The sequence below is a fragment of the Thermosynechococcus sp. B1 genome (assembly GCF_030322985.1).
Classification (GTDB): Bacteria; Cyanobacteriota; Cyanobacteriia; order Thermosynechococcales; family Thermosynechococcaceae; genus Thermosynechococcus.
This window is the reverse complement of record NZ_CP096573.1, coordinates 1,653,819-1,672,153: the sequence shown is the minus strand read 5'-3', so window position 1 is coordinate 1,672,153 and position 18,335 is coordinate 1,653,819. Positions and strand designations below refer to the sequence as shown.

Genomic DNA, 18,335 nt, shown 5'->3' with positions numbered 1-18,335 from the left:
GTACGATTCTAGCCTAGGGGGTAGGGCAATCATTGCCAATTTTTGCGTGGCTTCCCCTTGCTAAAATTTGAAGGATTCCTCGGAGAGCTGCCATGAGCGAACTAACGCCAGAAACGATTAATTGTGCAGAGGCCTGTGTCAATGGCTGTGTCCTTGGCGATCGCTGTCCCAACCGTGAGTACATTGCTGCCGCCACCAAGTTTATGAATGATACGCCCCTCGATCAAATTCTGCAAATTGCAGCGGATAGCTATCCCAAACGTCTTTTGGCCGCGATTGAGCGCGATCGCCAGCGAGCGGCGAACTCACCTCAAGAATAGCTATTTCCAGATGCTGTGATCATGTCTCGTCTGCGGGCATTGCAGGGGTACCTGCTCCTGCGGCTTTTACTGGCGCCGCTGATGCTGTGGACGATTGTCACCGTCGTCTTTTTGCTGCTGCGAGCCACGCCGGGGGATCCCGTGGATGCGATTTTAGGTCCCCGTGCTCCGGCGGCTGTCAAAGAGGCCTTGCGAGAACAATTGGGCTTGGCTCAACCCCTGTGGCAGCAATACTTGACTTACTTAGGGCAACTCCTGCGATTTGATCTGGGAACCTCCCTCACCAGTCAAGGGGAAGCCGTCACGAGTATCATTGCTCAGCATTTTCCTGCAACGGCAGAATTAGGCCTTGCGAGTCTGGCGATCGCCTTTGGTTTAGGGGTGCTCATTGGCAGTCTGGCTGCGGTCAAATCTGGCACTGCTTGGGATATCGGAGGGCGTCTCTTTGGCATCATCACCTATGCTTTGCCCCTCTTTTGGCTGGGGATGCTCTTGCAACTGCTCTTTGCGGTGAATCTGCGTTGGCTTCCCTTGGGTACCCGCTACCCAATCACGGAAACACCCCCCCAAGGTCCCACAGGGCTGTATCTGCTGGATGCGCTCCTGAATGGCAATCTCCACCAACTGGGAACTGCTTTTAGTTACTTGCTCCTGCCTGCGGTGACGCTGGCGATCGTCCTCAGTGGTATCTTTGAGCGCATTGTGCGGGTGAATCTCAAGCAAACCCTAGTGGCCGATTATGTGGAAGCCGCCCGTGCCCGTGGTATCCCTGAGCATCGGATTCTCATTCACCATGCCCTCAAGAATGCCCTGATTCCGGTGATCACGGTTTTGGGGCTGACCCTTGCGAGCCTCTTGGGGGGAGCCGTGTTGACAGAGGTGACGTTTTCTTGGCCGGGGTTGGGTCAGCGACTCTACGAGGCGATCGCGCTGCGGGACTATCCAACCGTACAGGGCATTGTGGTTTTCTTTGCCGTGATTGTGGTCGCCGCCAGTATTCTCGTTGACTTGCTCAATGCTTGGATTGACCCCCGCATCCACTACTAATTTTTTGGCACCTGCCGATAAAATAAAGAACAAGCAAGTAATAAAACTTAACATTAGGAGGTTATCCCCCATGGCTTTAGCCGTTGGTACACCCGCCCCCGCCTTTACTGCCAAGGACACCCACGGCAATACGGTGTCCCTCAGCGACTTTGCGGGCAAAACTGTGGTGCTCTACTTCTACCCTAAGGATGACACCCCCGGCTGCACCAAAGAGGCCTGTAGCTTCCGTGACAACTATGCCGCCTATCAGGGCAAAGAGATTGTCGTTTTGGGGGTGAGTACCGATGACGAAACCTCGCACCAAAAGTTTACCGAGAAATTCAATCTCCCCTTCCCCCTCTTGGCAGATGTGGATAAATCCATTATTAAAGCCTACGATGTGGACGGCGGCGGCTACGCCAAGCGAGTTACCTATGTCATTGACGGCAATGGCATCATTACCCATGTCTATACCAGCGTCAAAACCGATACCCACGCCACCGACCTTTTGGCGGATCTCGGCTTATAGGTGACTCTAAAAAGTCATCATTGGGTCAGGCGGCTGGAGAGGTTCTGGCTGCCTTTTTGTTGATTGAACGGAGAGAGAGGGATTCGAACCCTCGGTGACATCACTGCCACACTCGATTTCAAGTCGAGCGCATTCGACCACTCTGCCATCTCTCCCAGCATCCTATATTGTAACCTCAGCTAGGATAAGGTAGAGCCACAAGAAGTCGCTGCCGGAAATACTCCCATGAGTTTTAGTCCAGAGTACCTAATGACAACAGAAGCCTTAGCCCATAACCAGAAAAGAATGGACGGCTATTTTGGTGATTTTTTTGGCTTGATGCGGAAGGCACTTGTTGCTGGTGGCTCAGAACTGGGGTTGGGGATGACACTTTTTTCTCTGGCGGTGAGTATTCGTGCTACTCGCATCATTGAAATTGGCCGCTTTAAGGGATTTTCAACTCTCTGTCTAGCAAGTGCCCTACGATTCATTGATATTGGCTGGCAAGAACCACAACAACATAAGCAGCGACCTGACATCAATTACAACGAATTTGAAGCGCCGAAAAAACGACAACTGCTTTCAATTGATCCATTTCCAACCAAGGAAGCTGAGGAATTAATTCTTGAAGCAAATCTTGAAAACTATGTTGAATTTATTAATACCCGCTCAGATGAAGTCACGATTGACGGTTTAGTTGATCTCATTTTCATTGATGGTGATCACAGTTATGAAGGGTGCAAAGCGGATGTCTTCAATTATGTACCGTGGTATTTACGACCGGGGGGATACTTTATTTTACACGACTACTATGGCTGGTATGATGCCGCAGGGAATAATAACTCACCCGTTAAGCAGGTCATTGATGAATTGATTGCAGAGGAACTATTTGAGCATATCTTAATTGATACTGGCTATCAATCTTTTACCGTTTTTAGAAACTCCAATCCTTAGTAGACCACTTTCCTTAGCTTCTATGAGTCAACCCTAACTCTGAGATAGATATTCGTTAATGTTCAGTTCATCACTAACATTGATATTGGGGTTTTCCTCATCGGGATAGAATACAATTTCTAATCGTACTCTACCCTTATGCCAACCCGTCTTATCGAGCATCATAACTCTTGCTGAGCAACCTCTAACTAATGGTGGAATCAATCTAGCATCATTAAAAATAAGATTTAGAAATTCTTCTGGATAAGTAATATCAGTATTACGCTGTTTGTAAATAATCCTTGAGTTATCATCTTCATTCGGGATAAAACGAATGACCTCTTCGCGATCAAGAACATGGCAGTTTGTATTCATAAGTGCTGGTACAGATTTTATTGAGTCTTTCACTTAGTATAGCCTAATCCTTGTCAAAATTAGGTTTCCTGCCTCGCTGATGGCGACAATTTGGCGATCGCGCCCAAACAAGGCACATCCCACCTGTAATGACCGTCTGATGGGAGCAGCACAATGGGCATGGATATAGGTAATGGCGCGCTCATCAATGCGGTTGGCAATGTGGCTGAGAATCTCAGGTAAGGCTTGGGGAGCCATTGTTGCTAAAAATTTGAGGGCAGCCTCAACCGCTGGTGCTTGCCACACCTGATGCAGAATCTCTGGGTCTAAGCCTGCAAGGGCACAAAAGGCGGTGAGAATTTCCTGGCGAGCATCCGCAAGGTGGTGATCCGTTTCGCTGTCATGGAGCAGGCGATCGCGCAACAGGTCATGGGCTTGATCAAGGTTGACGTGCCTAAGGCTGGCAATTTGACTCACCGCAGCGTAGCGGACACGGGAATTTTCATCTTGGCTGAGGGGTTGAATGAGCCGAAAGGCATCGTTGGGGTCAAGGCTACGCAGTTGATTGATGCCCCGCAGGCGATCGCCCTGCAAGGCAAATTTAACCAGTTGACAAGGCTATGATTTTCCTGATAGTCTAAAAATCGCTCAAAAATTGGGACTGTAGTTCAATCGGTTAGAGCACCGCCCTGTCACGGCGGAAGTTGCGGGTTCGAGCCCCGTCAGTCCCGTTAGTTTTTAATCAGAAAGTTATCGCTGGGCTTGGCTACCATACATGGCCTGTAGAACCACGGCAGGGTTGACCAATTGCCCTCGGTGGCGGAGCGTCCAGTGAAGGTGAGGTCCGGTGGTGCGGCCTGTCATGCCCACGCGACCAATACGTGCCCCCGTGGGTACCCGCTGCCCCTCTAGGATGAAAAGGCCACCGGCGCGATCGACCATGGCTCGGCCTTGGGGGGTCTGCTCAACCCGCCCCATCATGTGGCAGTAAACGTGTTCCCAAGCCCCCGATTGAATTCGTACCAGTGTGCCACAGGCGGTGTGATCGGAAACTTCAATCACCTGCCCGACCCACCAATTACGGATATAGCTCCCTTGAGGAGCGGCAAAATCAAGGCCATTGTGAAATTCGGTCGTGGGTTCCCCTGTGGGCGATCGCCGGTAGCCAAAGGGAGAGGTATAGCCTTGGAAATTTTCCACAGGAAAGGAAGCATCGCTCCAGCGGAGTGTCCCTGCACCAGTATTTTGGGAGGGTTGACTGAGTTGGGGAATTGCAACCGTGCTACCCAAGGCGATCGCCAGTGCTACACTGATTCGCTGCCAATGCATATCAAACTCCTCACATCTCTTTTGGCCTACGGCCTTAGACCGTTATTGATGCACACCGTTCCCCATTGTAGGGACGTAGGATATTTTCAGGTGATGGGAAAATCAAAATGGCTACTCACAAACCCCAGCAATCGGCTGAAGTGACTCAATCAACCCTGCGCGATCGCCTGCGAGCCGAGGCAGTGGCTCCCTATCGGGGACTACGGCGCGTTTTCTATGCCGTTTTTGCCGCTTCCGGCCTCATGGGTGCCTTTATCCTTGGCCTCAAGGGATTGGCGGGCACTGCTGGTAACGATTTGGCGTGGAATCTGGCATTACAAATCGGAGTGGTTGCCCTGATGGTTGCCCTCTGGCGCTGGGATCGCGGCTAAACTGCTTGAGCGAGCAAAAAGCGATCGTGGCCACTGAGATCCCGAAGAATTTCCACTCGTTCATAGGCTTGGGTGGCCATTGCTAGCGCCGCCACAGCTTCCCCTTGGGTTGCCATCAATTCGATAAAGAGCCAGCCTTGGGGCTGAAGATACTCTGGCGCCGTCTCAACAATCTGACGAATCGCCTGCAAGCCATCCGCACCACCATCGAGGGCAAGGGGGGGTTCATGGTACTGCACCTCAGGTTGGAGAGTGGCCACTAGGCGGGTGGGAATATAGGGAGGATTACTGACGATGCCCTGCACCTGCCCTTGCAGATGGGTAAGGGGGGCAAACCAACTGCCAACATAGCAGCGCACGCGATCGCCCAAAGCGTACTTTTGAATATTGACTTGCGCAACCTCTAGGGCCTCAGGGCTACAATCTACAGCATGCACCAGCGCCGCCGCAAATAACCGCGCCAACCCAATAGCGATCGCCCCACTCCCCGTACCCAAATCCAGCCAATGCCCCTGTTGTTGCCAAGGGGGTACCGTTACTGCCACCACTTCTAGGAGTTCCTCTGTTTCTGGCCGAGGAATCAACACACTGGGGGTGACAACTAATTCCAGATCGTGCCAGTGAACCGTACCAATGAGATATTGCAGGGGAACCCGCTCCTGCCAGCGGCGTTGCCAACGCTCTTGGAGTTCTGCAAGGGGCAGTTTTAGAGGAATCTCGGGCGGAAATCGGCGCAGGGTGATGTCAAGGGGACTCAACTGTGTGAAGGCACTGAGAAATTGTTTTAACTCCCGTAGGCCACTCTCGCGCTCAGGGGCTGGAATGATCGCCTGTGCCCAGTGCCACCATGCTTGGAGTGCCTCGCTACTCACGAATATATCTTGACCCTTGTTTTCTGAGGATACTCGTATCAAAATAGCCCTAGAATTTCTAACTGTGCCTTATCCACTGTGGCAGATTTTCAGGAACAGCTTCAACGTCTGCAAGAGCAACTGCAACGGGCGCAGGCGCGAGCAAATGAACTGCCGTCACTGGTTCCTGAACCGCCCCAACCGCCTGTAGATCCCGAAGCCCCGGAATGGGCGGATGAGCGGGCACGGATTGAGGCCCGCGTGCGCAGTGAAACCTCTGTTGCCGAACTTCAGGCACAACTGATTGAAGCCCTCTTGGACAATGAACGGCTACGGCGTGCCCTAGAGGAGGAACGGCAAAATCATGCCCGTACCCGTGAGGGACTCATTACCGCCTTGGGGGATGCTTTGGATACCCTCAAACAGCGGCGGCGATCGCCGAAACCCCCCTAGGGACGAGGCCACAGTGCTACGCTTAAGCCCACCAGCACCAGACTGCCCCCCGTCATCACTGCCGTTGTCGGCACCTCACCAAACAGCAGCAGGGCAAAGAGACTCGCAGCAATCGGTTCTACCAACACCAGAAGGGTTACCCATGTGGGGGAGAGCCAACGCACCCCCCAATTGAGACTGGTGTGCCCCACCAACTGGGGGATCAAAGCCAGCAGGAGAATCGCACCATAGAGCTTCAGCGGCCAACCCGTGTAGGCAAAGCCAAGGAGGGGCGGCAAGGGGAGGAGCACCACAGCAGCAGTGGCATAGGCAACAAGGGCATAGTGGCGAATCGCCAGACCCGCCTTTTGAGCCGCTTGACCACAAATAAAGTAGGCACTGACCGCCCACGCCGCCGCGATCGCCAGCGCATTTCCGAGTAAGGGGTTCCTTGCCACAGCACTGGTCGGTTCTGCCGTTCCAATCAGGGCACTGCCACCAAGGGCGATCGCCATGCCCACCCAAGCACGGGGTTGAAGGGTTTGTCGCTGCCAAAGGTACCCGACGAGCGCCGACCAGATGGGCGTTGTGGTCACCAGCGTTGTTGAGGCTGCCACCGAGGTGTAGTTCAGTGACGTAAACCAGAGACTAAAGTGCGCCGCAAGGGCAACCCCAGCCGCCAGTGCCCAACGCAGATTTTGGCGAGTCAGGTCTAGCCACGGCCACGTGTAAAATTGCGGGATCAAAAAGAGAGCAGCCAAACTCAGGCGACCACTGGCCAAGAAAATACTCAACCCCACGGTCATGCCTAGGGAATCGGTGGCTAAACCAGCAACCCCCCAGCGCACCAGCACAGCAGCTGTAGAAACCGCCAACACGCCCACGCCGAGGACAAGGGCAATTTGCCAATGGGGCGGTCTATTTACCGACATCGGGAATGACGACGGGAGCCTCACCATCTAAACCAAAGGCCGTATGCACCGCCCGCAGCGCCCGCACCCCCTCGGATTCTGCCACCACACAACTCACGCGAATTTCCGAGGTGGCAATCATTTGAATGTTGATGTTCTCACGGGCGAGGGCAGCAAACATTTGGGCAGCAATCCCCGGCCGGTGGATCATCCCCACACCGACAATACTGACTTTGGCGATCGCTGTATCTATGAGGATGTCGCCGTAGCCCAATTGGCTCTGAACCCCCCTGAGCAGTTCCGTGGCTCGCTCGGCATCGGCAGAGGCCACCGTAAAGGCAATATCGCGGGTGATCACCCCCCCTAGGGAGCGCGATCGCTGGGATTGGATAATCATATCCACGCTAATGGCGGCATCCGCAAGGGTCTGGAAAATTGCCGCCGCCATACCGGGGCGATCGGGCACATCGCGAATCGCAATCCGCGCCTGCTTGGGATCAAGGGCAACGCCCCGCACCGCTGGGGCATCGGGGGTCTCTTGGGGGACAGTGGTGGCGGCTTCCACATCAAAGGTTTGGGAGAGAACAGCGATCGCTCGACCTGCATCCGCTGCGGCCACTGTACAACTGACATTCACTTCAGAGGTGGAAATCATTTGTAGGTTAATGCCCGCTGCCGCCAAGGCCGAAAACATCTGAGCGGCTACTCCCGGTCGGCCAATCATCCCTGCACCGGTGATACTCACCTTGGCAATGTCGGCATCCACGAGCACATCCGTCTCTTCAACCCGTGGATTCAAGCGGGGATAAAAGGCCACAGCAACAGCCTCGGCTTGTTTAAGAACGCGCTTTTGCACGGTGAAGGCAATATCGTTCGTTTGCCCTTCGTGAATGGATTGGATAATCAAATCCACATCAAGGTTTTGCCGTGCCAGTTCGCCAAAAAGCTGTGCCGCAACGCCGGGGCGATCGGCCACCCGCAGTAGTGCCACCTTCGCCTGATCCGTATCCAGCGCCACACCATCCACAGGTTTGCCCAGTTCAAGATTTTCCGCGGGACGCGGCGGCCGCGATGGTGCAATGACACGGGTACCGGGATCATCCGTCCAACTGGAGCGCACCACCAAATCCACGCCATAGTTGCGGGCAATCTCCACGGCGCGGGGGTGCAAGACCTTTGCCCCTAGGCTCGCCAACTCCAGCATTTCATCGCAGGTAATCTCGCTCATGAGTTGGGCATTGGGCACCAGTCGCGGATCGGTGGTCAAAATGCCGGGGACATCGGTGTAAATTTCGCAGCAATCTGCCCGCAGCGCCGCCGCCAAGGCCACAGCCGAGGTATCCGAGCCACCCCGCCCAAGGGTGGTGACTTCAAAATCCGCAGCAGCAGTAATCCCCTGAAAACCCGCCACAACCACCACTTGTCCTTCTTTGAGATGCCGTTCGAGGCGCTGGGTCTCAATGTGGAGAATGCGGGCACGGGTGTGGGCCGGTTCGGTGACAATGCCCACTTGGGCACCGGTGAGGGAGATGGCGGGTTCCCCCAAGGCATGGAGCGCCATCGTCAATAGGGCGATCGAGACCTGCTCCCCCGTGGAAAGCAGCATATCCATTTCCCGCTGACTGGGGCGATCGCTAATGGCATAGGCCAGTTGCACCAAGCTATCCGTAGTTTTGCCCATGGCCGAGACCACCACCACTACCTGATGTCCCGCTGCCACAGTTGCCTTGACCCTGCGGGCTACCGCTTGAATGCGCTCGACACTACCGACGGACGTGCCGCCATACTTTTGTACAATCAGTCCCATGGGCGTTCTAAAGAGAATGCTGTCCTATTTTATATTTAGGGCGGTGATTCTTGGCTGTGGCTGACCCAAGGCGCTAGGGAACTAAAAAATCGCTGTTAAACTGGAAATTAGAACTGAATTTCGGAAACGGGTGCCGATGAAATACGCTCAACGCCTTTCCCAACGGCTGAGTCAACTGGCTTTGGTCGTGGGTCTCTCGTTAGCTCCCACTCACATTGGTTTAGGGCAATCGAGCAATAACAACACCGTTTCCTACAGTCAATTCCTCAATGCCCTCAAGGCGGGTGAAGTCAGCTCCGTCGAACTCTATCAGGAACAGAGGCTAGCCAAGTTTCGCCGTAAAGATCAACCCGAACAATCTCCCCCCCAAGAGGTACGGCTCTTTGATCGCAATCCTGAACTTGTAGAACTGCTGCGCCAAGTGAGTACCCGCTATGACACGACGGTGCGGGTGGTGCCCTCTAGCAGTGATGGGGCAGTGGTTGGCGTCATTTCTAACTTGATGCTGGGCTTCTTTCTGCTGATTTTATTCCTGATGATTTTGCGGCGGGCAAGTAATGCCCCCGGCGGCCCTGGGCAGATTCTCAACTTTGGCAAATCCCGCGCCCGCTTTCAAATGGAGGCACAAACGGGGGTGACCTTTGGCGATGTGGCTGGGATTGAAGAGGCCAAAGAAGAGCTGCAGGAGGTTGTGACCTTTCTCAAGAATTCAGAGAAATTTACCTCCATTGGTGCCCGTATTCCCAAGGGGGTGCTGCTAGTTGGGCCACCAGGAACCGGAAAAACGCTCCTTGCCAAGGCGATCGCCGGTGAAGCCGGGGTTCCCTTCTTTTCCATTTCTGGTTCTGAATTTGTGGAAATGTTTGTGGGCGTCGGTGCCTCCCGTGTGCGGGATCTCTTCAGAAAGGCCAAAGAAAACGCCCCTTGTCTGGTGTTTATTGATGAAATTGATGCCGTCGGTCGCCAACGGGGTGCCGGCATTGGCGGTGGCAATGATGAGCGCGAGCAAACCCTCAATCAACTCCTGACGGAAATGGATGGCTTTGAGGGGAATACGGGCATTATTGTCATTGCGGCAACGAACCGCCCCGATGTTTTGGATGCTGCCCTACTGCGTCCGGGTCGCTTTGACCGCCAAATTACCGTGGATTTGCCCAGCTACAAGGGACGCCTGCAAATTCTCCAAGTCCATGCGCGGGACAAGAAAATTGCTCCCGAGGTGTCCCTAGAGGCGATCGCCCGCCGTACTCCCGGCTTTTCGGGTGCCGAACTTGCCAACCTCCTCAATGAAGCCGCAATTCTCACTGCTCGGCGTCGCAAACCTGCCATTACCAATGCCGAAATTGACGATGCCATTGATCGCGTGACGATTGGCATGACGCTCACTCCCCTCCTCGACAGCAAGAAAAAGTGGCTGATTGCCTACCACGAAGTGGGTCATGCTCTACTGATGACGCTTTTGAAACATGCGGATCCCCTCAATAAAGTGACCATTATTCCCCGGTCTGGGGGCGTTGGCGGCTTTGCCCAGCAGATCTTTGATGAAGAGCGGGTGGATAGTGGCCTCTATACCCGTGCATGGCTCCTCGATGAGATCACCATTCTATTGGGGGGGCGCGCTGCCGAAGTGGAAATCTTTGGCGATGCTGAAGTCACCGTGGGTGCCAGTAGCGACTTGCGAGCAGTGGCCAATCTGGCGCGGGAAATGGTAACCCGTTACGGCATGTCGGATTTGGGACACTTAGCCCTTGAAACGCCGGGCAACGAGGTCTTTCTGGGTCGAGATCTCATGCCGCGCGCTGAATATTCTGAAGCTGTGGCCGTGCAAATTGACCACCAAGTGCGCGAGATTGTTATGCACTGCTACGAGATTGCCCGCAAACTGATCCGCGAGCATCGGGTGGCCATTGATAAGCTGGTGGAGCTGCTCCTTGAGAAGGAAACCATTGACGGTGATGAGTTCCGTGCCTTGGTGCGCCAATATACTACCCTACCTGTCAAAGAACCCACTTGGAAGGCGACAGCGACACCAGTATCCTTTCGTCAGAGTGCCCAGCCGTCCTAGACAAGGAGGCAATGGTGAGCCATGAGCGGCAGGCGGTTCGCCACCTGTTAGTCCTCGAAGACAGTGAGGGGCGGCGACCCATTTTGCTAGAGGCGGCAACCTATTCCATTGGCCGTGATCCAACGAATTCGATTGTGCTTCACTCCAAGATGGTCTCACGGCAGCACGCGATTTTGTTACGGGTGACTAGTCCTGAAACCAATAGCCATCTTTTTCGCCTCATTGATGGTGATTTGCAGGGCAAGCGCAGTACGAATGGCACTTTGGTTAATGGCCAGCGGATTGTTGCCCATGATTTGCGTAGCGGCGACATGATTGTGTTTGGCGGCGATGTGCGTGCCCGCTACTTGACCTTGACCAACATGACGGATACGGAGTTTCAGGATTTTTGCCGCAGTACTGATGTCTTAGGATTTCTTTCCAAAAGCACCAATCCCTTTGCAACGCTTGTCCCCCTCAGTGACGGCAATATCGAGAATTTTAGTGAAGCGGCCTTAGTGCGTTTGGCCTCCTATCCGGAGCTGACGCCCAACCCAATTTTGGAAGTGGATTTAGAGGGGAGGGTGACGTATCTCAATCCAGCGGCAGTGATGCAGTTTCGGGATCTACAGCAACAGAAGTTGACTCATCCTCTATTGCTGGGATTGCCGGAACTCGCACGCTACATGAAGCAAACCCAAGAAAAAGTGCATATGCGGGAGGTGGAGTACCAAGGGCGCATCTACGAGCAATCGATTCACTACATCTATGAAAGTGAGCTGATCCGCAGCTATGTCATGGATGTCACCGATCGCAAGCGAGCCGAGGAACAACTGCGCAACCAAGCCCGCCGTGAGGCCATCATTAACCGCATCATTCAAGCCATGCGCACCACCATGGTGGCAGCGGAAGTCCTGCAAATTACCGCTGATTTACTCCTAGAAGCCTTGGGATCGACCCTCTGCCTGATTACGCAAACCCATGCGCCCAATAGCCCTACCTATGCCAGCCGTCCTCAATTTGTCAGCTTACCCAACCACTTGATTGCGCTGAACCAGCAGGCGATCGCCCTCTTTGAGCCTGCCCTCAGCAACGGTGAGCAGGTGGTCTTGGCGGCGAGTTGTACGGATTTACCGCAGCCGCTGCAAACGGATTTCAGAACCTTCAACGTCAACGCTTTGGTAATCACCCCGCTGATTTACCTCGGCCAACTCCTCGGCCAAATTACGCTCCTCGATTGGGAGTGGGAACCCAGTGAGGCAACGTCCGTTTTGGCGAGCGATCGCCAGCTTTGGCAACAAACTCTGCCCAAGTCTTGGACACCAGAAGATTTAAGCCTCGTCAAAACCATTGCCGATCAGTGTGCCCTCGCCATTCACCAAGCGCAGCTTTACCAACAGGTGCAAGAACTCAATGCGGATTTGGAGCGACAAGTGCGCGCCCGTACTGCCGAACTGGAACAGAAAATGCAGGAGCTAGAGCGGCTCAATGCCATTAAGGATGATTTCTTGAGCACCGTTTCCCACGAGTTACGTACCCCCATGGCCAATATGAAAATGGCCATCTATATGCTGAAGCAATTTGCCACCGACGATCGCCAGAAACGCTACCTCGACATTCTCGCCAATGAGTGCAACCGCGAAACGGAATTGATCAATGATTTGCTGGATCTGCAACGCCTAGAGGCAGGGCGCAGCCAGATTCAACAGGAGGTGATTGATCTCGACAGTTGGCTGCCCTCGGTGCTCGAACCCTTCCGCAACCGCATGCAACAGCGGCAGCAATCCCTTGAGATTTTGCGCCCCGCCACGTTGCCGCCCCTCCTCTCCAACCGCCATGCCTTAGCCCGCATCTTGGCAGAGTTACTCAACAATGCCTGTAAGTACAGCCCTGCTGGCGCACAGATTGTTGTCCGTTTTGGTCCAATCGGGGGCGATCGCCTGCAAATTCAAGTGAGTAATCCCTCAGAGATTCCTAGTGAGGAGCTACCGCGCATCTTTGAAAAGTTTTATCGCATTCCCAATGCCGATCCGTGGCAACAGGGGGGAACAGGTTTAGGCCTTGCCCTCACCCAAAAACTCGTGGAGCAATTGCAGGGTGAAATTAGCGCCGACAGTGAAGCGGGCATTACCACCTTTACCCTCAGCCTACCCACTGCATCAGGTGATCCCGCTGCCTGATAAAATAGGGTGCTAACGTTCTTAGGGTGCCATGACCCTTTCGCGAGTCGCTTTAAGTAGCCTACAGCAAGACCTTGAACAGTTAATTCGTCGCTTGGATAGTGTGCCCCACGGCGACGTGATTTACCAAGCCCTGCAACTTTTTCTGGATATTGCCGATGAGGAACTGGAACGACTAGATTGGAAGATTCTGCGTTCCTGCCTGCGGGATATGCACCAAGCCCTGCGGGTCTTTGCCCCCTATCGCCATACCCGCAAAATTTCGATCTTTGGCTCCGCCCGCACCCCCTCCACCGCGCCAGTCTATGAAATGGCGGTGCGCTTTGCTCAAGCGGCGAGTGCCACGGGGTTTATGATTATCACCGGTGCCGGGGGTGGCATCATGGAGGCTGGCAACAAAGGGGCAGGCCCCAATAAGTCCTTTGGCCTGAACATTGAACTCCCCTTTGAGCAGGGTGCCAATCCCTACATTGAAGGGGATCCGCGTCTGATTCACTTTAAGTACTTCTTTACGCGCAAGCTCTTTTTGCTCAAGGAAACCGATGCCATTGCCGTCTTCCCCGGTGGCTTTGGCACCCAAGATGAAGCCTTTGAATGCTTGACCCTCTGCCAAACGGGCAAAGCCCCCCCTAAGCCCTTGGTCTTGATGGACATTGCCGGTGGTACCTACTGGCAACATTGGGATCGGTTTATTCGTGAAGAACTGGCAGCCAAGGGACTGATTAACGGTGAAGATCAGGAACTCTACCGCATCTGCACCAGTGTTGAGGAAGGTTTAGCCTATCTGAGTGGCTTTTATCGTGTCTATCACTCTAGCCGCTATGTGGGCGATCGCTTGGTGCTGCGGTTGAACCAAGACATTAGTGATGCCGCCTTGGCAGAACTCAATCGCGATTTTCAAGACATCCTCGTGTCGGGGCAGATTGAACGCACTGAACCGTTGCCTCGGGAAGTGGAAGACGAGCAACCCATTAACCGCCCTGCCTTGACCCACACGCTCCACCTGCCGCGATTGATCCTGCACTTTAACCAGCGGGACTACAGCCGTCTTTACCAACTCATCTATCGCCTCAATGGCTTTGCCACGGCGGAAACTGTGTACCATCCCGAACGCAAATAGGCGATCGCCATTCGATTAGCTTGCAGTTTTTGATCACTCTAGATAAGCACACGCCCATGATCGAACGCTATACCCTTGCCCCAATGGGGAACCTCTGGACGGATGCCTACAAATTCAAAACATGGCTCGATGTTGAGATTGCGGTCTGCGAAGCCCAAGCCGAACTGGGACATATTCCTGCTGACGCCGTCGCTGAAATCAAAGCCAAGGCCAAGTTTGACCCCCAACGGGTGCTGGAAATTGAGGCAGAGGTAAAGCACGATGTCATTGCCTTCCTCACCAATGTCAACGAAAATGTTGGCGATGCCGGACGCTATATTCACCTTGGCTTGACCAGTTCCGATGTCCTCGACACCGGTTTAGCCCTGCAATTGGTGGCCAGTCTCAGCCTGATCCAAGAGCAGTTGGAGCAGCTCATTCAGGCAGTGCGCCACCGTGCCCAAGAACATCGCTATACGGTGATGGTGGGACGCAGCCATGGGATTCACGCCGAGCCAATTACGTTTGGTTTTAAGCTAGCTGGCTGGTTGGCGGAATTGCTGCGCCATCGCGATCGCCTGTGCCAATTGCAGCGCACCGTGGCCGTAGGCAAAATTTCGGGGGCAGTGGGCACCTATGCCAATGTGGATCCGCGTGTAGAGGCGATCGCCTGCCAAAAACTCGGTCTCCAACCCGATACCGCTTCAACACAGGTGATTTCCCGCGATCGCCATGCCGACTATGCCCAAACCCTTGCCCTCTTGGGAGCCAGCCTCGAGCGCTTTGCTGTTGAGATTCGCAATCTGCAGCGCACCGATGTCCTTGAAGTCGAGGAATTCTTCTCAAAGGGACAAAAAGGCTCCTCTGCTATGCCCCATAAACGCAATCCCATTCGTTCCGAACGACTGACCGGTCTAGCGCGGGTGCTGCGGGGGAATGCCTTGGCTGCCCTTGAAAATGTTGCCCTCTGGCATGAGCGGGATATTTCCCACAGTGCAGTGGAACGGGTGATTTTGCCCGATAGCTCAATTCTCAGCCACTTTATGCTGGTGGAAATGACTGACTTGGTGCAGACGCTACAGATCTACCCCGAAAATATGCGCCGCAATATGAACTGCTACGGCGGTGTCATCTTTAGTCAGCGGGTGCTTTTGGCGCTGGTGGAGAAGGGGCTGAGTCGCGAAGCCGCCTATGCCTTGGTGCAAAAACACGCCCATGCTGCTTGGAATCAACCCAATGGCGATTTTGCAGCCAACCTCAAAGGGGATCCAGAGATTCAGCGCTACCTGACACCAGAAGAACTCGAGGCCTGCTTTAACCCTGAACATCACCTCAAGCACCTCGAGGAAATTTACCAGCGGTTGGGAATTTAGACCGCATTGAGGTAGGCTTCGAGGTCGCTAATCCGAAAGAGCGATCGCAGGGGTATTCCTTGAGCGGCAAAGGCAGCTTCCCCGCCCGCTTGGCGATCGACAATGGCCAGAACCTCATTGACCACATAGCCTGCCTCTTGGAGCCGCAGCACCGCCTTGAGGGCAGACCCCCCCGTCGTGATCACATCCTCAAGCACCGTGACCACCGCCCCTTGGGGCAAGGGGGGACCTTCAATAAAGCTCATCGTGCCGTGGCCTTTGGCTTCCTTGCGCACAATCAGCGCTGCCCGATCCTGCCCCTGCACATTGGAGAGCACGCTCACTGCCACCACCAAGGGATCTGCCCCAAGGGTGAGACCCGCCACCGCCACCGCTTCAGGGGCTAACTGCGCCAAGAAGAGCCGCCCCACAAGGTAAGCGCCCCGCGCTGAGAGGGTCACGGGTTTGCAGTTGATGTAGTAGTGGCTTTTTTGGCCAGAGGAAAGGATAAACTCGCCGGCACGGTAGGCATCGCGGCACAGAAGCGCCAAGAGTTCCTGACGCAGGTCAGCAAGGGAATCGTGCATAGGGTTCTCCACAGTTAGGGGGTTGAGCCAGCGGGCACGCGAAACCAATGGGTGGTGCCGTCCTTTTGATCCACGAGTTTGACCCCTTGAGCCAAAAGGAGATCCCGCAGGCGATCGCTCTCCGCATAGTTCTTGGCTTGGCGGGCAGCGGTGCGAGCGGCAATCAGGTTTTGAATCTCCTCATCGGTGAGTCCCATCGTTGGCGAAGGTTTTGGCGCCTCTTTGGCCTCTAGACCCAAGACCTGAGCAAGGGCAACCAAGGTGTGCCAATCGCGACTCACCTCAGCGGGCGATCGCCCCCAGTCTCCCCCGTGGAGATAGCGATGCTGCTCACGATTCAGGATTTTGGCCAGTTCAAAGATGACCGCTAGAGCTGCTGCGGTGTTCAAGTCCTCATCCATGGCCTGACAGAAGGCTTGGGTACTGGGGTGAGCTTTTACCGCCTCTGGATCAATGACGGGCAGGGAGAGCTGCCGATTGAGCTGTAGCGCCTCCTGCAGGGTTTGCCAGCCCTTGGCAGCGGCGGTCAGTGCCTCTGGCGTGAAGTCCAAGGGTTTGCGGTACTGGGCTTGTAGAACCAACAGGCGTAGAGCCATAGGATGTACTCCCTGAGCCAAGAGGTCACGAATCGTCGTGAAGTTGCCCAAGGACTTGGACATTTTTGCGGCGTTTACGGTTACAAAGCCGTTGTGGAGCCAAAATCGCGCTAAGGGCTGCTGGGTCACTGCCTCCGATTGGGCAATTTCGTTCTCATGGTGGGGAAAAATCAAATCCATACCGCCGCAGTGGATATCCACCGTTGCGCCAAAGGCCTGCCGCACCATCGCCGAGCATTCAATATGCCAGCCGGGGCGCCCTTTTCCCCAGGGGGCTTCCCATGGCTCATAAACAGCCATTTCCTCCCGCTTTGCGGCTTTCCAGAGGGCAAAATCAAGGGGATGGCGTTTGCGCTGCTCCTCCTCTTCCTCAATGCGGCCACTGGCACCGGCCATGAGTTGCTCAAGCTGTCGCCCAGAGAGCTTGCCATAGCTGGGAAATTGTGCCACGGCATAGTAAACATCCCCGCCGGCCACATAGGCATAGCCGCGATCCAGTAGCCCTTGAATGAGGTGAATAATTTCTGGAATCACCTCTGTCGCGCGGGGATAAGCAGTGGCAGGTAGGATATTCAAGGCCGCCATGTCCTCGTGGTAGGCGGCAATGTAGCGATCGCTCACTGTGGCCATTGTCTCGCCGTTCTCATGGGCACGGCGCAAAATCTTGTCATCAATATCGGTAAAATTTTGCACATAGTGGACGTGGTAGCCCAAAAACATCAGATAGCGGCGCAGCACATCCCAAGCCACGTAGGAACGGGCATGCCCCAAGTGGCAGTAGTCATACACCGTAACCCCGCAGGCATAAATCGTCACCCGCTCTGGGTGCAGGGGCGAGAAGGGTTCAAGGCGGCGAGACAGTGTGTTGTACAGATGTAAGGGCACAGAAACACCCCGCAAGGATCAACAGTTGCAGCAACAAATCGCTCTTTGATAGGATATAGGATACCAAATTGATCATTATCGAGGACAAACACACCCCCATGGCCAAAAAAAGCATGATCGAACGGGAAAAAAAGCGGCAACGGCTTGTTGCTAAATACGCCAGCAAACGCCAAGAACTCAAGGCTCAACTGGCCAGCGCCGAAACCCAAGAAGAGATCATGAGCATCCATCGTCAACTGCAACGGTTGCCCCGCAATAGTGCCCCTTCGCGGCTGCGGAATCGCTGCTGGTTGACGGGTCGTCCTCGTGGTTACTATCGCGATTTTGGCCTCTGCCGCAATGCCCTGCGGGAAATGGCCCACCAAGGGCTACTGCCGGGGGTCGTCAAGTCCAGTTGGTAAATTACCTCTGCTACCCTAGAGCTAATAGGGTTGAGGCACAACCATGGCAGAGCGACTCTCCGCAGCCGATATTGAGGCACAACTAGCAAACCTAGCGGGCTGGAAATTGGCGGGCGATCGCCTTGAGCAAACGTTTGTTTTCAAGGATTTTCTTGGCTCCATTGCCTTTGTCAATCGTCTGGTGGATCCCGCTGAGGCGGCCGGACATCACCCTGATTTATCCATCTCTTGGAATCGGGTCACGGTCTGCCTCACCACCCATGATGCCGGCGGCATTACCCAAAAGGACATTGATCTGGCCAAGGTGATCTCCGATCTGGCCGCGGCATAAATTTCGTCAGCATTTGCC

The 18,335-nt window shown here is 54.5% G+C and carries 20 protein-coding genes and 2 tRNA genes; 13 read left to right on the top strand and 9 right to left on the bottom strand.

All coding sequences use genetic code 11. The features are described from left to right. The first annotated feature begins 92 nt into the window (after window positions 1-92). The 3 genes from M0644_RS08425 to M0644_RS08415 all read left to right on the top strand — a co-directional run bounded on the left by M0644_RS08425 (window position 93) and on the right by M0644_RS08415 (window position 1,875). Complete coding sequence (locus M0644_RS08425) at window positions 93-320, top strand: hypothetical protein (RefSeq protein ID WP_286625317.1); 228 nt, start codon at window positions 93-95, stop codon at window positions 318-320. Between the two features lie 21 nt (window positions 321-341). After that, a complete protein-coding gene (locus M0644_RS08420) occupies window positions 342-1,367 on the top strand; it encodes an ABC transporter permease (protein WP_286625316.1) in 1,026 nt (341 codons plus the stop codon). 70 nt (window positions 1,368-1,437) lie between these two features. Then, window positions 1,438-1,875, top strand: a complete 438-nt coding sequence (locus M0644_RS08415; protein ID WP_286625315.1) for a peroxiredoxin — start codon at window positions 1,438-1,440, stop codon at window positions 1,873-1,875. Between the two features lie 68 nt (window positions 1,876-1,943). Here the strand turns inward: M0644_RS08415 and M0644_RS08410 are convergent. Beyond that, window positions 1,944-2,030 (bottom strand) — tRNA-Ser (locus tag M0644_RS08410). Window positions 2,031-2,124: 94 nt separating this feature from the next. Between M0644_RS08410 and M0644_RS08405 the strand changes: the two genes are divergently transcribed. After that, a complete protein-coding gene (locus M0644_RS08405) occupies window positions 2,125-2,808 on the top strand; it encodes an O-methyltransferase (protein WP_286625314.1) in 684 nt (227 codons plus the stop codon). 33 nt (window positions 2,809-2,841) lie between these two features. On the opposite strand, the gene M0644_RS08400 is transcribed toward M0644_RS08405, so the two are convergent. Continuing rightward, entirely contained in the window at window positions 2,842-3,195 is a 354-nt protein-coding gene (locus M0644_RS08400; protein WP_149819908.1) for a hypothetical protein, read from the bottom strand. Then, window positions 3,196-3,735, bottom strand: coding sequence for a HEAT repeat domain-containing protein (locus tag M0644_RS08395; RefSeq protein ID WP_286625313.1), 540 nt, complete (start codon window positions 3,733-3,735; stop codon window positions 3,196-3,198). A 63-nt stretch (window positions 3,736-3,798) separates the two neighbouring features. Between M0644_RS08395 and M0644_RS08390 the strand changes: the two genes are divergently transcribed. Further along, window positions 3,799-3,872: transfer RNA gene (locus M0644_RS08390), tRNA-Asp, on the top strand. Between the two features lie 19 nt (window positions 3,873-3,891). On the opposite strand, the gene M0644_RS08385 is transcribed toward M0644_RS08390, so the two are convergent. Next, window positions 3,892-4,470 (bottom strand): M23 family metallopeptidase, encoded by a 579-nt coding sequence (locus tag M0644_RS08385; protein WP_149819904.1) that lies wholly within the window; start codon window positions 4,468-4,470, stop codon window positions 3,892-3,894. A gap of 107 nt (window positions 4,471-4,577) precedes the next feature. Between M0644_RS08385 and M0644_RS08380 the strand changes: the two genes are divergently transcribed. Beyond that, window positions 4,578-4,841: a DUF3493 domain-containing protein gene (locus M0644_RS08380; protein WP_286625312.1), complete on the top strand. Its 264-nt coding sequence runs from the start codon at window positions 4,578-4,580 to the stop codon at window positions 4,839-4,841. Here M0644_RS08380 and prmC read toward each other — a convergent pair. Beyond that, window positions 4,838-5,713: a peptide chain release factor N(5)-glutamine methyltransferase gene (gene prmC, locus M0644_RS08375; protein WP_206200408.1), complete on the bottom strand. Its 876-nt coding sequence runs from the start codon at window positions 5,711-5,713 to the stop codon at window positions 4,838-4,840. The two genes, M0644_RS08380 and prmC, sit on opposite strands and share 4 nt — an antisense overlap. Window positions 5,714-5,791: 78 nt before the next feature. Here prmC and M0644_RS08370 point away from each other — a divergent pair, with 78 nt between their 5' ends. Then, on the top strand, window positions 5,792-6,145 hold the full coding sequence (locus M0644_RS08370) for a hypothetical protein (protein ID WP_149819898.1): 354 nt from the start codon (window positions 5,792-5,794) through the stop codon (window positions 6,143-6,145). On the opposite strand, the gene M0644_RS08365 is transcribed toward M0644_RS08370, so the two are convergent. Then, on the bottom strand, window positions 6,142-7,056 hold the full coding sequence (locus tag M0644_RS08365) for a DMT family transporter (RefSeq protein ID WP_286625310.1): 915 nt from the start codon (window positions 7,054-7,056) through the stop codon (window positions 6,142-6,144). The genes M0644_RS08370 and M0644_RS08365 overlap by 4 nt on opposite strands. Beyond that, window positions 7,043-8,842: an aspartate kinase gene (locus M0644_RS08360; protein ID WP_286625309.1), complete on the bottom strand. Its 1,800-nt coding sequence runs from the start codon at window positions 8,840-8,842 to the stop codon at window positions 7,043-7,045. Before M0644_RS08360 ends, M0644_RS08365 begins: the two co-directional genes overlap by 14 nt. Window positions 8,843-8,978: 136 nt before the next feature. Here M0644_RS08360 and ftsH point away from each other — a divergent pair, with 136 nt between their 5' ends. From ftsH to purB, 4 genes are read left to right on the top strand one after another with little or no spacing between them, the layout of a single operon-like run. Further along, complete coding sequence (gene ftsH / locus M0644_RS08355) at window positions 8,979-10,907, top strand: ATP-dependent zinc metalloprotease FtsH (RefSeq protein ID WP_286625308.1); 1,929 nt, start codon at window positions 8,979-8,981, stop codon at window positions 10,905-10,907. 11 nt (window positions 10,908-10,918) lie between these two features. Continuing rightward, a complete protein-coding gene (locus tag M0644_RS08350) occupies window positions 10,919-13,066 on the top strand; it encodes an ATP-binding protein (RefSeq protein ID WP_286625307.1) in 2,148 nt (715 codons plus the stop codon). A gap of 31 nt (window positions 13,067-13,097) precedes the next feature. Continuing rightward, entirely contained in the window at window positions 13,098-14,186 is a 1,089-nt protein-coding gene (locus M0644_RS08345) for an LOG family protein (protein ID WP_149819890.1), read from the top strand. A gap of 56 nt (window positions 14,187-14,242) precedes the next feature. Beyond that, window positions 14,243-15,538, top strand: coding sequence for an adenylosuccinate lyase (purB, locus tag M0644_RS08340; protein WP_149819888.1), 1,296 nt, complete (start codon window positions 14,243-14,245; stop codon window positions 15,536-15,538). Here the strand turns inward: purB and pyrE are convergent. Next, entirely contained in the window at window positions 15,535-16,104 is a 570-nt protein-coding gene (gene pyrE, locus M0644_RS08335) for an orotate phosphoribosyltransferase (RefSeq protein WP_149819886.1), read from the bottom strand. The genes purB and pyrE overlap by 4 nt on opposite strands. 14 nt (window positions 16,105-16,118) lie before the next feature. After that, window positions 16,119-17,585, bottom strand: coding sequence for a cysteine--tRNA ligase (cysS, locus tag M0644_RS08330; RefSeq protein WP_286625306.1), 1,467 nt, complete (start codon window positions 17,583-17,585; stop codon window positions 16,119-16,121). A gap of 98 nt (window positions 17,586-17,683) precedes the next feature. On the opposite strand from cysS, the gene rpsN reads away from it, so the two are divergent. After that, on the top strand, window positions 17,684-17,986 hold the full coding sequence (gene rpsN, locus M0644_RS08325; protein WP_011057663.1) for a 30S ribosomal protein S14: 303 nt from the start codon (window positions 17,684-17,686) through the stop codon (window positions 17,984-17,986). A 43-nt stretch (window positions 17,987-18,029) separates the two neighbouring features. Then, entirely contained in the window at window positions 18,030-18,317 is a 288-nt protein-coding gene (locus M0644_RS08320; RefSeq protein ID WP_286625305.1) for a 4a-hydroxytetrahydrobiopterin dehydratase, read from the top strand. Window positions 18,318-18,335 lie beyond the last annotated feature (18 nt).

Excerpts from the sequence above, each read along its gene's own strand:
- M0644_RS08425 (WP_286625317.1), top strand. The coding sequence starts at position 93 with ATGAGCGAACTAACGCCAGAAACGATTAATTGTGCAGAGGCCTGTGTC.
- M0644_RS08420 (WP_286625316.1), top strand. The coding sequence starts at position 342 with ATGTCTCGTCTGCGGGCATTGCAGGGGTACCTGCTCCTGCGGCTTTTA.
- M0644_RS08415 (WP_286625315.1), top strand. The coding sequence starts at position 1,438 with ATGGCTTTAGCCGTTGGTACACCCGCCCCCGCCTTTACTGCCAAGGAC.
- M0644_RS08405 (WP_286625314.1), top strand. The coding sequence starts at position 2,125 with ATGACAACAGAAGCCTTAGCCCATAACCAGAAAAGAATGGACGGCTAT.
- M0644_RS08385 (WP_149819904.1), bottom strand. The coding sequence starts at position 4,470 with ATGCATTGGCAGCGAATCAGTGTAGCACTGGCGATCGCCTTGGGTAGC.
- M0644_RS08380 (WP_286625312.1), top strand. The coding sequence starts at position 4,578 with ATGGCTACTCACAAACCCCAGCAATCGGCTGAAGTGACTCAATCAACC.
- M0644_RS08365 (WP_286625310.1), bottom strand. The coding sequence starts at position 7,056 with ATGTCGGTAAATAGACCGCCCCATTGGCAAATTGCCCTTGTCCTCGGC.
- M0644_RS08360 (WP_286625309.1), bottom strand. The coding sequence starts at position 8,842 with ATGGGACTGATTGTACAAAAGTATGGCGGCACGTCCGTCGGTAGTGTC.
- ftsH (WP_286625308.1), top strand. The coding sequence starts at position 8,979 with ATGAAATACGCTCAACGCCTTTCCCAACGGCTGAGTCAACTGGCTTTG.
- M0644_RS08350 (WP_286625307.1), top strand. The coding sequence starts at position 10,919 with ATGGTGAGCCATGAGCGGCAGGCGGTTCGCCACCTGTTAGTCCTCGAA.
- M0644_RS08345 (WP_149819890.1), top strand. The coding sequence starts at position 13,098 with ATGACCCTTTCGCGAGTCGCTTTAAGTAGCCTACAGCAAGACCTTGAA.
- purB (WP_149819888.1), top strand. The coding sequence starts at position 14,243 with ATGATCGAACGCTATACCCTTGCCCCAATGGGGAACCTCTGGACGGAT.
- pyrE (WP_149819886.1), bottom strand. The coding sequence starts at position 16,104 with ATGCACGATTCCCTTGCTGACCTGCGTCAGGAACTCTTGGCGCTTCTG.
- rpsN (WP_011057663.1), top strand. The coding sequence starts at position 17,684 with ATGGCCAAAAAAAGCATGATCGAACGGGAAAAAAAGCGGCAACGGCTT.
- M0644_RS08320 (WP_286625305.1), top strand. The coding sequence starts at position 18,030 with ATGGCAGAGCGACTCTCCGCAGCCGATATTGAGGCACAACTAGCAAAC.